Source organism: Halonatronomonas betaini (assembly GCF_015666175.1).
In the GTDB taxonomy this organism is placed as follows: Bacteria; Bacillota; Halanaerobiia; order Halanaerobiales; family Halarsenatibacteraceae; genus Halonatronomonas; species Halonatronomonas betaini.
In genome coordinates this window covers 349779-365805 of sequence record NZ_JADPIE010000003.1, presented here as the reverse complement: position 1 = coordinate 365805, position 16027 = coordinate 349779, and the positions used below count along the sequence as shown (strand labels likewise).

Below are 16027 nucleotides of genomic sequence, written 5' to 3'. Positions count from 1 at the left end.
ATCTAATTTAACTCAATATCAGTCATTATAAAACCTGCGTAGACAGATGGCCCGACATGGCTTCCAAGTGTTGGGCTTATTCTTGTCTCATATACCTCTTTATCTATATTATAACTTGAATCAAGCTTATCTATTAATTTATTTTTAAATTTAAGCATATCTTCTTTTCTATCTCCATGGGCAAAGCCGATCCAGACTTTATCCTTTCCAGAAATCCTGCTTTCTGCTATTTCAAGCATTTTTCTAAAAGTTCTCTTTTTGCCCCTGACTTTATCCAGAGGTTCAACCTCACCGGTCTCAGTGCTGATAGATATTACCGGGTTTATATTTAATATACTTCCTAAAAAGGCCTGGGCTTTCCCTATTCTGCCCCCTTCTTTCATATAAGTTAAATCATTAACTGTAAAATAGAGAAGTAGGTTATCCTTTGCTTTAGCAAGTTTATCTTTAATCTCTGAAATGTTTTTGCCTGCTTTAATTAATCTGGCTGCATATAGAACCTGAAATCCAAGTCCTAAAGAGATTGACTTTGAGTCAATTGGATAGATATCAATATCTGAACATTCTCTAGCAGCCAATTTTGCAGAATTTAAGGTGCCACTTAAGTTTCCTGATAAATGAATGGAGATAATCCTGTCGTATTTTTTATTTAACTCTTTATATTTTTCTATAAAGTTACCGACAGATGGCATGGATGTAGTTGGTTGCTCATTATATTGATCTAATTTTTGAAAAAATTCTTCTGATGTTATTTCAACGCCATCAATAAAGGTGTCATCTCCAAAGTTTACTGTTAGTGGAATAACTCCAATATCAAATTTTTTGTATAATTCATCAGGTAAATCAGCTGTACTATCAGTTAGTATTCCAATACTCATTGGTGTATACCTCCTTATTATTTCAACCTATCCTGAAATTATTAAATGTTCTGTTAATCATTAATTCAACAAAACTCTATTTTTTCCTTCAAGTTAGAAATAATAATATGAACTTCTTGACTTAATAAAATCCATCTGTTAAGATGTAAGTATAAAATTGAATAAAATTTGTACCTCATATAACGGTGAGAATATGGCTCACAAGTCTCTACCAGGCTGCCGTAAACGGTCTGACTATGGGGGAAGTGTACCTAGGTTTCCGCATATATAGAATACATGATAAGTATGCCTATAGAATATAGGATAAGTATGTCTATCTATGGCTGGTCCAAGCGGTACAGATATATATTATATTACACCGAAGGGATAAAAGCCCAGGCGGGGAGGTTCTACTCATAATTGTAGAGCTTTCCTGACCTGGGCTATTTTTATTTGTTAATGGGGTAAATCATAACAGGGGTGATATATTGAAAATTCTTCTTATTGGCAGTGGAGGCAGAGAATCAGCACTGGCCTGGAAATTATCGCAAAGTAGTAGAGTTGATGAATTATTTATAGCGCCAGGGAATGCTGGTACAGCAGAGTACGGTACTAATCTAAAAATTGAATCTAATAATTTACTGGCATTAAATGAATTTGCATTAAAGGAGAGGTTGGATTTAACTGTAGTAGGCCCAGAAACACCGCTGGCAGAAGGAATAGTTGATTTATTTAAGGAAGATGGATTAAAGGTTTTTGGACCGAATAAAAAAGCAGCTCAATTGGAAAGTAGCAAAATATTTTCAAAAAATCTATTAGAAAAATATAAGATACCAACAGCAGAATATGAAAGTTTTAATGATCCAGATAGGGCAATTGAATATATTAAATCAAAAACTCCGCCCCTGGTTGTTAAGGCTGATGGCCTGGCAGCAGGCAAGGGCGTTACTGTAGCCCAGAGCGAAAAGGAAGCACTGGCAGCTGTTGAAGAAATAATGTTAGATAAAAAATTTGGAGATGCTGGATCTAAAATAATTATTGAAGATTATTTAGAAGGTGAAGAGGCTACGATTTTAGCTTTCTGCGATGGCAGATCCATAAAAACCATGCCAGCAGCCCAGGATCATAAAGCAGCTTATAATGGAGGGGAAGGCCCGAATACAGGAGGGATGGGGGCTTATGCTCCTGCACCAATTGTTGATCAGGATATCGAATTAAAAATTAAAGAAAGAATAATAGAGCCTACCCTGGCGGCATTAAATACTGAAGGTATAGGTTTTAAAGGGATCATCTATTTTGGATTAATGATAAATGGTGACGAGGCTAAAGTTCTTGAGTATAATGCCCGATTTGGAGATCCTGAAGCCCAGGTAATTCTCCCTCTCTTAGAAACCGATTTAATAGATATTATGGAGGCAGTTTTAAATCAAAAACTCGATCAAATCGAAATCAAATGGAAGGATAGAAAGACTCTCTGTGTTGTAATGGCTTCAGGTGGCTATCCAGTTAAATATAAAAAGGGATTAGAAATCACAGGAATTAAAGAAGCGGAAAAGATTGAAGATATGATAGTTTTCCAGGCAGGCACCAGATTAGAAAAGGATGGATTACTGACTAATGGGGGCCGGGTTCTGGCAGTTACTGCTCTAGGGAATAGTTTTAAGGAAGTAATAGATAAGGCTTATACCGGTGTAGAAAAAATTAATTTTGAAAATTATCATATTAGAAATGATATAGGACATAAAGCATTATAAATTAATTTAGATCTTTTAAACAAGGAGGTTTTTACTTGAATTATATCGATAAAACCAGGCAGAAAATCGGAATTATCGGTGGTGGTCAGCTAGGAAAGATGATGATTTTAGAGGCTAAAAAACTTGGCTTCTATGTAACTATTCTGGATCCGACAAAATCCTGTCCGGCATCCAGTATTGCTGATCAGCATATAGTGGCTGACTTTGATGACAGCAAAGCAATTAGAGAGCTGGCAGATAAATCTGATTTAATAACCTATGAATTTGAACATATAGATGCTGAGGTTTTAAAAGAATTAGAAGCTGAAGATTATAAGGTTTATCCAACAGCAAGAAGTCTGGAAATAATTCAGAATAAATATCATCAGAAAACTTTATTAAAACAGAATCAGATAGCTGTGCCTGATTTTATTAAAGCTGAAGTCATTGAAGATATTTATAAAACTGGTGATGATTTTGGCTATCCATTAATGCTAAAGAGTTGTACAGGTGGTTATGACGGCAAGGGAAATCTAGTTATTAAAAATGAGACTGAAGTAGAAAAAGCCTTTCATAAATTAGCCGGTGAGAAAAATCCATTGATGGTTGAAAGATATATTCCCTTTAAAAAAGAAATTTCTATAATTGCAGCCAGGGATCTAAAAGGAGAGATGAGAGTATATCCAATTGGAGAAAACGATCATCAGGATAATATCCTTTTTGAAACAAAGGTTCCAGCTGAAATTTCTGCTGAACTGAAAAATAAGGCCGAATCTCTGGCTAAAGAGGTATTAGAGGTCTTTGCTGGAATAGGAATCTTCTGTGTGGAAATGTTTTTGACAGAAAATGACCGACTTTTAATAAATGAAATAGCTCCCAGGCCTCATAATTCAGGCCATTATACAATCGAGGGCTGTGTAACTTCTCAGTTTGAACAGCATATTAGGGCAATTACTTCTCTACCACTTGGTGATACAGGTCTGCTGAGGCCTGTTGTTATGCGCAATATTTTAGGGAGTGGAAATGAAGGTGAAGCTGAAATCATTGGGCTTGAATCTGCCCTGGAAATTAAAGGGGTGAAAGTTCATATTTATCAAAAGACTATCTCAAGACCTGGCCGCAAAATGGGCCATCTAACTGTGACAGCAAATGCTTTAAAAATTGCAGCTGAACAGGCATTAAAGGCCAGTCAGTTAATAGAAATCAGAGGAGGTTAGATTTAATGAAATCAAAAGTTGGAATAATTATGGGTAGCGATTCTGATCTGCCAGTAATGAAAGAGGCAGCAGAGTTATTAGATCAATTTGAATTAGATTATGAATTGACAGTTGTTTCAGCCCATCGAACACCAGAGAGATTATATAAATATGCTGAGACTGCAGAAGATAAGGGTTTAGATGTTATTATTGCAGGAGCTGGAGGAGCAGCCCATCTGCCAGGGATGATAGCTGCCATAACAACCTTACCGGTTATTGGAGTTCCAGTAAAGACATCAAAGTTAAGTGGCCTTGATTCACTTTATTCAATAGTTCAGATGCCACCAGGGGTGCCGGTTGCAACTGTGGCAATTAATGGAGCTAAAAATGCTGCGTTACTGGCAGTTCAAATTTTAGCTATTAATGACCAGAAGTTAAATGATAGACAGAAAGCCTTTAGAGAAAGTATGAAGGATAAGGTTTTAGATACGGCAGCAGATTTGGAAAGTAAAGGCTATCAGGAATACCTTGAAAAGAATGAAAAATTTGCAGAGTAGATCAAGATGAATTTGTATAGTCAGTTTATGCTCTCAAAGCTTAAAAATGGAGGTTTCTAGAGATGGAAAAAAGAGAAATGATCTATGAAGGCAAGGCCAAGCAGATCTATTCTACCAGTGCGAATGATCAGGTTATTGTTCATTTTAAAGATGATGCCACTGCCTTTGATGGTCAGAAAAAAGATCAGATTACAGGAAAAGGAAAGATTAATAATAAGATTAGTAATTTCTTTTTTAAATTATTAGAAGATAACGGGATAAAGACCCATTTAATAAAAGAGCTCAGTGCAAATGAAGTTCTTGTTAAAAAAGTTGGAATTATTCCTGTAGAAGTTGTAATGAGAAATATTGTTGCCGGGAGTTTAAGTAAACGACTGGGCATTAAAGAGGGGGAAGTTTTAGATAAGCCTGTTCTTGAATATTATTATAAAGATGATGATCTAGGAGATCCTCTAATTAATAATTCTCATATTGAAGTACTGAAACTGGCTACAGAGACTGACCTGGAAGAAATTAATAAAATGACTTTTAAGATTAATAAGATTTTAAAAGAATTTTTAAGAGAGAGAGTAATAGATTTAGTTGATTTCAAGCTGGAATTTGGGTATTTGGATGATGGTGAGATAATCCTTGCCGATGAAATCTCTCCAGATACCTGCAGGTTCTGGGATAGTAATACCAGAGAAAAACTGGATAAAGATAGGTTCAGAAGGGATTTAGGAGATGTTGAAGAGGCTTATCAGGAGATGCTAAAAAGAATTACAGGAAGAGGGGAATTATAATGGAATGGTTAGTTAAGATTAATATTCAATTAAAGGAGAGTATTCTAGATCCTCAGGGACAGGCAGTCCAGGCAGGGTTAAATGCTTTAGGTTATGACAATGTCAGTGAATTAAATGTCGGAAAATATATGGAACTTAAAATATCTGATCTAGAAGACAAAGAGCAGGTTGATAAACAGGTTGATGAGATGTGTCAGCGGTTGCTGGCCAATCCAGTTATTGAAGATTATAGATACAGCATAGAGGAGATGGCATAAATGCGCTTTGGAATTGTAACATTTCCAGGTTCCAACTGTGATCAGGATCTTAGGTATGTGATTGAAGATATATTTGAGATAGAGATTGATATGATCTGGCATAAAGAGAAATTTAAGAATAATTATGATGCAATTTTATTACCTGGTGGCTTTTCCTATGGAGATTATCTCCGTTCTGGAGCAATTGCCCGGTTTTCACCGGTTATGGATTCAGTCATAGAATTTGCAAATAATGGTGGAACTGTTTTAGGAATCTGTAATGGCTTTCAGATCTTAATGGAAGCAGGACTTCTTCCTGGAGCTATGAAAGTCAATGATAATTTAAAGTTTGTCTGTAAACATGTAAAACTTCAGGTTGAAAATGATAGGACTCCATTTACCAGAAAGTTGGAAATTAATCAGATCTTAGATATACCAGTTGCCCATCAGGAAGGAAATTTTTATATCGATGATGCCGGTTTAAAGGAGTTAAAGGCCAATAACCAGATTGTATTGAAATATCTGGATGACTCTGAAAACCCGAATGGTTCAATAGATAATATTGCAGGAATCTGCAATAAGAAAAGAAATGTATTTGGTTTAATGCCCCATCCTGAAAGAGCCTCTGAAGAGATACTTGGAAGCAGTGATGGCAAAAAGATTTTTGAGTCTTTAATCAGTTATTTAAAAGAAGGTGTTAATTAATGAATCAGACAAATAAACCCTGGGAATTAGAGGGATTAACTGAATCAGAATATAATATGATTGTTGATTTATTAGATAGGGAACCTAATTATACTGAACTAGGAATGTTTGGTGTTATGTGGTCAGAACACTGCAGCTATAAAAATTCTAAAGCTGTTTTAAGAAACTTTCCGACTGAAGGCGAAGTTGTTTTACAGGGTCCAGGCGAGAATGCTGGAATTATAGATATTGGTGATGGTCAGGCCTTATCATTTAAAATAGAAAGCCATAACCATCCATCGGCAATAGAGCCATATCAGGGAGCAGCTACTGGTGTCGGTGGAATTATTAGAGATATCTTTACTATGGGAGCAAGGCCGATTGCTCTGCTGGATTCATTAAGGTTTGGCTATCTGGATGATGAGCATGTAAAGTACTTATTTGAAGAAGTTGTGGCAGGAATTGCAGGTTATGGCAATAGTATTGGGGTGCCAACAGTTGGTGGAGAAACTTATTTTTCAGAAAGCTATCAGGGCAATCCCCTGGTTAATGCCATGTGTGTCGGGATTATGGATCATGAAGATATTTCGACTGCAACTGCCAGTGGGATTGGCAATCCTGTTATGGTTGTTGGAGCAGCAACTGGTAGAGACGGAATTCAGGGAGCCAGTTTTGCCTCAGATGAATTGACTGATGAATCTGAAGAAGATAGGCCAGCTGTTCAGGTTGGCGACCCATTTATGGAAAAATTACTGCTGGAAGCCAGTCTGGAATTGATAAAAACTGGCTGCCTGGTTGGTATTCAGGATATGGGGGCTGCTGGTTTAATCAGCTCAGCTTCAGAGATGGCCAGTAGAGGCAAGACTGGCATAGAGCTGGATATAGATTTAGTACCTAAAAGAGAGGAAGGTATGACTCCATATGAGGTTCTTCTGTCAGAATCACAGGAAAGAATGCTAGTTATCCCTGAATCAGGTAAAGAAGAACTTGTTGAAGAGATATTCTCTAAATGGGATTTAAATGCTGCAGTTATTGGTCAGGTTACAGATGATGGCAAGATTAGAGTTTTAGATAAAGGAGAGAAAGTTGCAGAAGTACCGGCTAGAATCCTGGCAGATGATGCCCCTGAGTATATAAGGGAGAGCATAGAACCTGATTATTATAAGCAGTTAAAGAGTTTTAATATAGATAGTTTAATTAGTAAAACGGAAAATAGTTCAACTGGTCAGAAAGATTTAGATTATAATAATATTTTAGAAACAGTAATTACTTCTGAAAATATAGCCAGTAAATCATATATTTATGAGCAATATGATCACATGGTTCAGACCAATACAGTAGTTTTACCTGGTTCAGACGCAGCTGTTTTAAGGGTTAAGGATAAAGATAAAGGGATTGCTATAACTACAGATTGCAACTCCAGATATTGTTATTTAGACCCTGAAAGAGGCGGGGAGATAGCTGTTGCTGAGGCAGCCAGAAATATTGTCTGCTCAGGAGGAAGGCCACTGGCAATAACTGATGGTTTAAATTTCGGTAATCCTATGAACCCTGAAATATTCTGGCAATTTGAAAAGGCAATTCAAGGGATTTCAAAGGCCTGCGAATTTTTAAATACACCTGTTACCGGCGGCAATGTTAGCTTTTATAATGAGAGTCCAGCTGGAGCAGTTTATCCTACACCGATTATTGGAATGGTGGGGCTTTTAGATAAAATTGAATATGCAACGGATCAGTTTTTTAAAGACGAAGGTGATCTAATCTTATTATTAGGCAAGACAGGTCCTGAACTCGGTGGCAGTCAGTATCTTGAATCTATCCATGATCTTGTCAGTGGAGAGATTCCTGAATTGGATTTAGAAAAAGAGCAAAAAATTCAGGAAGTCTGTTTAAGTCTTATTAAAGCAGGTCTTGTTAAATCTGCCCATGACTGTTCAGATGGTGGTCTGGCAGTTACATTATTTGAGAGCAGTGTCGGTAATCTTAAAGGTGCAGACATTAGAATAGATACTAAATTGAGAGCTGAAGAACTTCTCTTTTCAGAATCCCAGAGTAGAATAGTTATTAGTATAGCCAGAAATGATCTGGAAAGAGTTGAAGAAATTATTGCAGAGAATGTTGAATATCAGGTGATTGGTGAGGTTAAAGGTGAGAGATTAAAAATAAATAATTTAATTGATATTGATATTAAGGAGATGAAAATTAAATGGGAAGAAGCAATTCCATCGAAGTTGATAAAATGATTGAAGAATGCGGTGTCTTTGGAATTTATAATTTAGATGGAGAAGATAATGCTTCTGATCTGACTTATCTCGGTCTGATTTCTCTGCAGCATCGAGGCCAGGAAAGTGCAGGAATTACAGTTAATAATGGTGGTGATATAAATATTCATAAGGGGATGGGTCTGGTTGAGAATGTATTTGATGAAGCAGAGATAACCAGGTTGAAAGGGGAGATGGCTATTGGTCATGTCCGGTATTCAACCAGCGGTTCAAGTAAGCTGGTCAATGCCCAACCCCTTTTAGTCAATAGCATTAAGGGCAGTCTAGCCCTTGCCCATAATGGTAATTTAACCAATGGTCCTGAGTTGAGAGAGAATCTTGAGCGGAATGGTTCAATCTTTCATTCAACCCTGGATACTGAAGTGATTGCCCATCTAGTTGCCAGGGCCTTTGAGGATGATATTGTTGAAGCTTTAATTCAGAGTCTCCATCAGATTAAAGGAGCTTTCAGCATTGTGGGAATGACTGATGATAGTCTAATAGCTATCAGAGATCCTAAAGGTTTTAGACCTCTATCGATTGGAAAGTTAAATAATAGCTATGTGATTGCTTCTGAAACCTGTGCCTTTGATATCATTGGGGCAGAATATATCAGAGATGTTGAACCTGGAGAGGTTATAGTTATTAATCAGGATGGCCTAAAGAGCAGAAAATATAGTGGTCATAATGGTACCAGTCTCTGCCTCTTTGAATATATTTATTTTGCCAGGCCGGATAGCAATATATCTGGCCAGAATGTTCTGCTTGCCAGAAAAGAGATGGGACAAAAACTGGCAGAAGAGGTTGATATTGAGGCAGATATAGTAGTTCCAGTACCTGATTCAGGAATTGCAGCAGCTTTAGGATTCTCTGAAAAGTCAGGAATTGATTATGTAAGAGGTATTTTAAAGAATCGGTATATGGGCAGAACTTTTATTCAACCAACTCAACAGATCAGGGATTTAAAGGTCCGTTTAAAATTAGCTCCTATAAAAGAAATCATCCAGGGTAAAAGAGTGATTCTAGTTGATGACTCTATAGTAAGAGGAACAACCAGCAAGCAGATAATTGCAAGAATTAAGGAAGCCGGGGCAGCTGAAGTCCATCTGGTGATATCTTCACCGCCGGTTTCATATCCATGTTATTTTGGCCTTGATACTTCAAGAAGACAGGAGCTGATTGCAAGTCAGAATTCTGTTAATGAGATATGTGAAATAATTGGAGCAGATAGTCTTCATTATTTAAGCCAGAAAGGTTTATGTAATGCTATTAAAAATGATCCTGAGATTGATTTCTGTACTGCCTGTTTTGATGGTGACTACTCGAATATCGATTATTTCTCTAAAGAGGAGGAAAGATAATGGGTATTTCCTATAAAGATTCTGGTGTTGATATAGATGCCGGCAATAGGGCAGTTGAATTAATGAAAAATGAGGTGGAATCAACATTTACCCCTGAGGTAATTAATAACCCAGGTGGTTTTGGAGGATTATTTAAACCAGAGCTTGGAGCCTTTAAAGAACCAGTTCTAGTTTCAGGGACCGATGGGGTTGGCACAAAACTTAAACTGGCATTCGAACTTGATATTCATGATACTATTGGTATTGATTTAGTGGCTATGTCAGTTAATGATATTTTAGTTCAGGGAGCAAGACCCTTATTTTTCCTTGATTATTTGGCGACTGGAGAAATTGATCCTGAAAAGATTGCAGAGATTGTAAAGGGGGTAGCAGCCGGTTGTAGAGAAGCCGGTGCTGCTTTATTAGGTGGAGAAACTGCTGAAATGGCAGGCTTTTATAATCCTGGAGAATATGATTTAGCCGGTTTTGCTGTGGGGCTTACTGATCAGGATAAGTTAATAACCGGTGAACATATAGAGTCTGGAGATAAATTAATAGGCCTTGCTTCCAGTGGAGTTCACAGTAATGGATTTACTCTGGCCAGAAAAGCTCTTTTTGATATTGCAGGCTATTCCTATAGAGAAAATTTAACTGGTCTTAATCAGGAATTAGGTTTTGAATTATTAAAACCGACAAAAATTTATGTGAGGCCGGTCTTAAATTTACTAGATAAGTTTAATATTAAAGGGATGGCCCATATAACCGGCGGAGGCATCCTGGAAAACTTACCTAGAATTCTTCCAGAAGACTTGAAAGCCAGAATAAAAAAAGGGAGCTGGCAGCAACCTGAGATATTTAAGATTATTCAGGAAGCCGGTTCAATAGCTGAAGCTGAAATGTATAGAACATTTAATATGGGATTAGGTTTTATTCTGGTAGTTGATCCAGCTGATGAGGATAAAATTACTAATCAGTTGGATGAACTAAACGAAGAATATTATTTAATCGGAGAAGTTATTGAAGATGAAGATAGTTCTTTAGAATTTATTTAGACAGGCAGGTGAAATTTATGAAAATAGCAGTATTTGCCTCTGGCAGAGGTTCAAATTTACAGGCATTAATTGATGCTTCTGCCAGTGGATTTATTCCTGCTGAAATCAAGCTGGTAATCTCAGATAATAAAAATGCTGTAGCCTTAAAAAGAGCAGAAGCTGCCAGGATAGAGAATATATTTATTGATCCAGATAAATTTAATACCAAAAGAGAGTATGAAAAAGATCTGATTGAATTATTAAAGGAATATAAGATAGATTTAATAGTTCTGGCTGGTTTTATGAGGATTCTCACTCCAACCTTAATCAATCAGTATAAAAATAAAATAATTAACATTCATCCTTCATTATTACCGGCATTTAAAGGGCTTAATGCCCAGAAACAGGCCATTGATTATGGAGTAAAATATTCTGGATGTACAGTTCATTTTGTAGATGCCGGGGTTGATACAGGGCCGATTATTGAACAGGCTGTGGTTAAGGTTGATGATAGTGATTCAGCAGAGGATTTATCAAAGAAAATATTAAAGGAGGAACATCGGATTTATCCAGAGGTTATAAGAGATATTGTCAATAATAAAATAATAATTGAAGATAGAAAAGTCATAAGAAAATAGAAAGTTAATAAGAAACTAGTTCTCCTTGATAATTTATTAATATATTATCTATGTTATAATAATATTAACAATAGTTTCTTTAATTGAGGAGGTCAAAATAATGATAGATGTAAAACAGGCAGTTGAATCTGCAACTTCATTTGCTAAATATATTAATGAGGATAAAGAGCTGGAATCACTCCGGGTGGAAGAAGTTGAATTATCAGAGGATGAAGAGACCTGGCATGTAAAATTAGGCTGGGATGATCCCCGTTTAGTTGATGCCAAACCACCCAGTGCCCAATTAACAAATTTGAGTGGCCAGATACCAAGGATATATAAAATGTTTTATGTCGATGCTGAATCTGGTGAGGTTAAAAAGATGAAAAAAGTTACCTGATCAGAAAGTTATTTAATTCTTTAACCAATTAATACTTGACAGGAATGATATTTACTGATATCATAACATTTAAATCAAATAAAGATCATCAAGAGCGGCAGAGGGACTGGCCCTATGAAGCCCGGCAACCTCTCTATTTTTAGAGAAGGTGCTAATTCCAGCATTTCCTTTTAGGAAATGAGAGATGAGAGGAATTATAATCCTCTTTTTGAGGATTTTTTATTTTCTGCTCTTGAAGCTTTTAAGAGCAGATTTTTTATTTTATAGCTTTAAAATATTATAACAGGAGATGGGATAATTTATGACGCAGAAATGGAAAAAATCGACGAAGGCAGTTAGGTCAGGTTACAAACCAGAAGTAGGAGATCCTCAGGTTTTACCTTTAGTGCAATCAACGACTTATAATTATGATGATCCAGAAAGACTGGCCGATATTTTTGATTTAAAAGAAGAGGGTCATATCTATTCAAGAATAAGCAATCCAACTGTTGCGGCCTTTGCAGAAAAAATTAATGATTTAGAGGGAGGGGCAGCAGCTCTAGCAACTTCATCTGGTCAGGCGGCAACAACTATAGCTCTATTAAATATCTGTCAGCAGGGCCAGCATATCTTAGCAGCTGCAAATTTATATGGTGGTACATATACATTGCTGTCATCTACATTAAAAAAATATGGAATAGAAGTTACCTTTGTTGATCCAGAGAGCTCAGTGGAAGAGATTATTAATAAAGCAAGACCTGAAACCAGGCTGGTTTTTGCAGAAACTATTAGTAATCCATCTTTAAATGTACTGGACTTTGAAAAATTTAGTAATGTTGCAAAAGAGATAGACGTACCTTTAATTATTGATAATACCTTTCCAACCCCGATATTATGTAATCCTTTAGAGCATGGAGCAGATATAGTTTTGCATTCAGCAACAAAATATATAGATGGCCATGCCAGGGCAGTTGGCGGGGTAATTGTAGATGGAGGAAGTTTTAACTGGGATAATGGAAAATATCCTGAGCTTACAGAACCTGATCCAACCTATAATGGAGTTCGCTATGTTGAAAGGTTTGGCGATGAAGCTTATATTATTAAGGCCAGAGCCAATCTACTTAGAGATTTAGGAGCTACCTTAAGTCCCTTTAATGCATTTTTATTAAATTTAGGCAGTGAAACTCTTGAGTTGAGAATGGAGAGACATAGCAGTAATACTCAGGAATTAGCAGAGTTTCTAGAAGAACATCAAAAAGTTAACTGGGTTAATTACCCTGGACTCAAAAGCTCAGATAAATATCACTTAACTGAAAAATATCTTCCTGATGGAGCCAGTGGGATCTTAACTTTTGGAGTAAAGGGAGGTATTGAATCAGCTAAAAAGCTTTTAACATCTTTTGATTTAACATCGCTTGTTATCCATGTTGGAGATGCCAGGACTTCTATTTTACACCCTGCCACTACAACCCATAAACAGTTAGGCCCTGAAGAATTAAAGGAATCAGGAGTCTCTGAGGATATGTTAAGAGTTTCAGTCGGTATAGAAAATATTGAAGATATTATAGAAGATTTTGATCAGGCTTTAGCTAAAATATAGAGGTGAGTTCAATGAAGAGAGTTGCAGTTCTAAATCTTATGCCAACAAAGATAAAGACAGAAAATCAATTCAAAGAGATCTTTGCCAGGATTGAGAGAGATGTAAAATTAAGTTTTATTAGACTTGAGTCATATATCTCGAAAAATTCAAGTAGAAGCTATCTTGAAAATAATTATATTGCTACCAGCAGATTAAATGATCATAATTTTGATCGTTTGATAATAACTGGAGCTCCTCTTGAAGATAAGGAGTTTTCTGAGATTAAATACTGGAATGAGCTTCAACAGGTATTTGATTATGCTGATAAAAACATTGATTCAACCCTCTATATCTGCTGGTCAGTAATAGCTGCTTTAAATTATAAATATGGAATTGAAAAGGAACTTGTTCCTGATAAGATTTTTGGTCTTTATGGACAGGAGGTTTTAAAAGAAAACAGATTATTTCCTGATCAAATCAAAGAATTTAAAATACCTCATTCCAGGTATTTTAAAATTGGTGAAAATGAGCTAAAAGTAGCAGGTCTTGAGATTTTATCTGCCGGGGAAAGGGTTGGCCCATCAGTCTTTACCAGCAAAGATCTAAAAGACATTTATATTACTGGTCATTTTGAATATGACAGAGATACTTTAGTTAAAGAATATCAAAGAGATTTAGATAAAGGTCTGGATATATCCAGGCCAGCAAATTATTTTCATTCCAGAGATGGTCTAACTCCTGCTGAAAATTGGGATAAGATCAGGAAGCAATTTTATCAGAACTGGTTATCTGTGATATAAGTCATATAAGATAATGCTAATCTCTGATATTATGTTGACAATACCAATCAACATAAGGAAGGGGATTTATAATGAGTGCATTTTTAGGACCGATTCATGAATGGTTATATCAACAGATTAAAATTATTGAGGATAGAGAAAGAAAATTAGTTAGAAATTTTAGCAAGAAATATGATAATAAAGAGGTAGAAGAAATTGTTAATCCTATCAGGGAAGAATATGGAGAATTAAAAGAGGAAGCTCCATTAAGTCAACTAATAGATGGAAATAATATTCACCCCTGGCTTGAATCTGCAATTATATCGGCTCAAAGCCGTGAGGCAGCCATAGTCAGAGACTTTTATGATAGCTTTGCTGATAAAGAACTTTTAGTTGAAAGTTATAAGGGACAGGCTGAAAATATAGCTAACCAATTGAAATCTGAGGAAGATTTAGATTTAAGCGAGGTTTTTAAAAATCTTAATAATTATTTCTTAGAACGGATGCCCTGTGATAGACTATCTGAATCGACTGAATCAGAGAATAAGATAATCTGGGAGCATAAAGCCAGGCTTCATCAGGAATTCTGGGAAGAAGCAGGCGTTGAGATTGACTTAATGCATTCTCTATATTAAAGCTGGATAAGAAGCTTTGTTGAAGTTCTTAATTCTGAGATAAATTATGAGAGAATAGTTAATGAAGATCACTATCTTGATATTCTAATGCAGGAAAATAGCTAAAGATCCTGAAGTATAATAAAGAGTAAAAATTTATTATACTTTTAGGGGAGATATAAATGACAGTTATTGAAAAAGAAAAGTTTGGAATTATGCCAGATGGGAGAGAGGTAAATTTATTCTCTCTGGAAAATAGTAATGGTATGAGAGCTGAAATTATTGAATATGGTGGAATTATTTCGAAACTAATAGTACCTCTAGAAGATGGTCCTTTTAGAGATGTAGTTTTAGGATATGATAAGCTGGAATATTATATTGAAGATAAAAATTATTTTGGAGCCCTGATAGGCAGATATGGCAATAGGATTGGCGGTGCTGCTTACACTTATAAAGGCGATAAGTTTCAGCTTGATAGTAACCCACAGGGCAATTGTCTTCACGGTGGTAGTGCTGGCTTTAATAAGCAACTCTGGTCTGGCAGGATTATTGAAAATGAGACTGGAGAGGCCTTACAGTTAAGTTATAATAGCAGTGATGGTGAAGCTGGTTTTCCTGGTAATTTAAAGGTTAAAGTGATTGTTAGCTTAACTGAAGATAATTCGATTACTTTTGATTACCGGGCTGAAACTGATCGGCCAACCCCTGTAAATTTAACCCAGCATAGTTACTATAACTTAAATGGAGAATCTGATGGTCAGGTGCTTGATCACAAATTAATGATCAATGCTGATCAGATTACTGAAATCGATCAGAAGATGATACCTACCGGTAGTTTTAAAAATGCTGCCGGAACTCCCTTTGATTTCAGGAGTTTAAAGCCGATCGGCCAGGATATTAATAAGAGTGATAATGATCTGGAACTTGCCGGAGGTTATGACCATAACTGGGTTTTAAACCAGGAATGTGATAGGCTAACCTATGCCGGATTGGCAGTCTCTGGTGATGAAAAGTTAAAGATGAAAGTATATACAACCAAGCCAGGGATGCAGTTTTACAGTGGTAATAGCATTGTTCCGGCCGGGCCAGGTAAATCTGGCAGAGTGTATAATGATAGAGAGGGTTTCTGTCTGGAGACTCAGTTTTTCCCTGATTCTCCTAATCAGAAGGATTTTCCTGATACGATCCTAAAACCTGGTCAAGTCTATAACCACAGGACTATTTATAATTTTTATTAGATTTAATTTTCATTAAATTTTGCTGCTTTTTTAGTTTTTTCGATTAATTTATACTTACCTTAAGACCTGGATTGCTTATATTATAAGCTATCCAGGTCTTATTATTTTATTATCAAGATTTTAAATCAAACTTAACTTATTATT

16 protein-coding genes and 2 riboswitches are annotated in these 16027 nt (G+C 36.0%); of the genes, 15 read left to right on the top strand and 1 reads right to left on the bottom strand.

The window, feature by feature from the left end; all coding sequences use genetic code 11:
- Positions 1-2: 2 nt before the first annotated feature.
- Positions 3-878 (bottom strand): DegV family protein, encoded by an 876-nt coding sequence (locus I0Q91_RS07225; protein WP_270453768.1) that lies wholly within the window; start codon positions 876-878, stop codon positions 3-5.
- 155 nt (positions 879-1033) lie between these two features.
- A riboswitch (purine riboswitch) is annotated at positions 1034-1135 on the top strand.
- Positions 1136-1345: 210 nt separating this feature from the next.
- Here I0Q91_RS07225 and purD point away from each other — a divergent pair.
- The 15 genes from purD (at position 1346) to I0Q91_RS07150 (ending at position 15883) form a co-directional block, all read left to right on the top strand.
- On the top strand, positions 1346-2611 hold the full coding sequence (gene purD, locus I0Q91_RS07220; RefSeq protein ID WP_270453767.1) for a phosphoribosylamine--glycine ligase: 1266 nt from the start codon (positions 1346-1348) through the stop codon (positions 2609-2611).
- 35 nt (positions 2612-2646) lie between these two features.
- Positions 2647-3807 (top strand): 5-(carboxyamino)imidazole ribonucleotide synthase, encoded by a 1161-nt coding sequence (locus I0Q91_RS07215; protein WP_270453766.1) that lies wholly within the window; start codon positions 2647-2649, stop codon positions 3805-3807.
- Between the two features lie 5 nt (positions 3808-3812).
- Complete coding sequence (purE, locus tag I0Q91_RS07210) at positions 3813-4343, top strand: 5-(carboxyamino)imidazole ribonucleotide mutase (RefSeq protein WP_270453765.1); 531 nt, start codon at positions 3813-3815, stop codon at positions 4341-4343.
- A gap of 62 nt (positions 4344-4405) precedes the next feature.
- Complete coding sequence (purC, locus tag I0Q91_RS07205) at positions 4406-5125, top strand: phosphoribosylaminoimidazolesuccinocarboxamide synthase (protein ID WP_270453764.1); 720 nt, start codon at positions 4406-4408, stop codon at positions 5123-5125.
- The gene (purS, locus tag I0Q91_RS07200; protein WP_270453763.1) at positions 5125-5382 is read left to right on the top strand and encodes a phosphoribosylformylglycinamidine synthase subunit PurS; all 258 of its coding nucleotides are present in this window, start codon (positions 5125-5127) and stop codon (positions 5380-5382) included. Before purC ends, purS begins: the two co-directional genes overlap by 1 nt.
- A complete protein-coding gene (purQ, locus tag I0Q91_RS07195) occupies positions 5383-6066 on the top strand; it encodes a phosphoribosylformylglycinamidine synthase subunit PurQ (protein ID WP_270453762.1) in 684 nt (227 codons plus the stop codon). It begins immediately after the preceding gene.
- Entirely contained in the window at positions 6066-8288 is a 2223-nt protein-coding gene (gene purL / locus I0Q91_RS07190; RefSeq protein WP_270453761.1) for a phosphoribosylformylglycinamidine synthase subunit PurL, read from the top strand. Before purQ ends, purL begins: the two co-directional genes overlap by 1 nt.
- Entirely contained in the window at positions 8252-9667 is a 1416-nt protein-coding gene (purF, locus tag I0Q91_RS07185) for an amidophosphoribosyltransferase (RefSeq protein WP_270453760.1), read from the top strand. The genes purL and purF overlap by 37 nt, the downstream gene beginning before the upstream one ends.
- Complete coding sequence (gene purM, locus I0Q91_RS07180; protein WP_270453759.1) at positions 9667-10698, top strand: phosphoribosylformylglycinamidine cyclo-ligase; 1032 nt, start codon at positions 9667-9669, stop codon at positions 10696-10698. The genes purF and purM overlap by 1 nt, the downstream gene beginning before the upstream one ends.
- A 17-nt stretch (positions 10699-10715) precedes the next feature.
- Entirely contained in the window at positions 10716-11315 is a 600-nt protein-coding gene (gene purN / locus I0Q91_RS07175) for a phosphoribosylglycinamide formyltransferase (RefSeq protein ID WP_270453758.1), read from the top strand.
- A 100-nt stretch (positions 11316-11415) separates the two neighbouring features.
- Entirely contained in the window at positions 11416-11694 is a 279-nt protein-coding gene (locus I0Q91_RS07170; protein WP_270453757.1) for a hypothetical protein, read from the top strand.
- Between the two features lie 82 nt (positions 11695-11776).
- Positions 11777-11885: riboswitch (SAM riboswitch) on the top strand.
- Between the two features lie 110 nt (positions 11886-11995).
- Complete coding sequence (locus tag I0Q91_RS07165) at positions 11996-13273, top strand: O-acetylhomoserine aminocarboxypropyltransferase/cysteine synthase family protein (protein ID WP_270453756.1); 1278 nt, start codon at positions 11996-11998, stop codon at positions 13271-13273.
- 11 nt (positions 13274-13284) lie between these two features.
- Positions 13285-14052 carry a homoserine O-acetyltransferase/O-succinyltransferase family protein gene (locus I0Q91_RS07160; protein ID WP_270453755.1) on the top strand — a complete coding sequence of 256 codons (768 nt, stop codon included), beginning with the start codon at positions 13285-13287 and terminating at the stop codon, positions 14050-14052.
- Between the two features lie 71 nt (positions 14053-14123).
- Positions 14124-14666: a hypothetical protein gene (locus I0Q91_RS07155; RefSeq protein ID WP_270453754.1), complete on the top strand. Its 543-nt coding sequence runs from the start codon at positions 14124-14126 to the stop codon at positions 14664-14666.
- A 161-nt stretch (positions 14667-14827) separates the two neighbouring features.
- A complete protein-coding gene (locus I0Q91_RS07150; protein ID WP_270453753.1) occupies positions 14828-15883 on the top strand; it encodes an aldose epimerase family protein in 1056 nt (351 codons plus the stop codon).
- Positions 15884-16027: the final 144 nt, after the last annotated feature.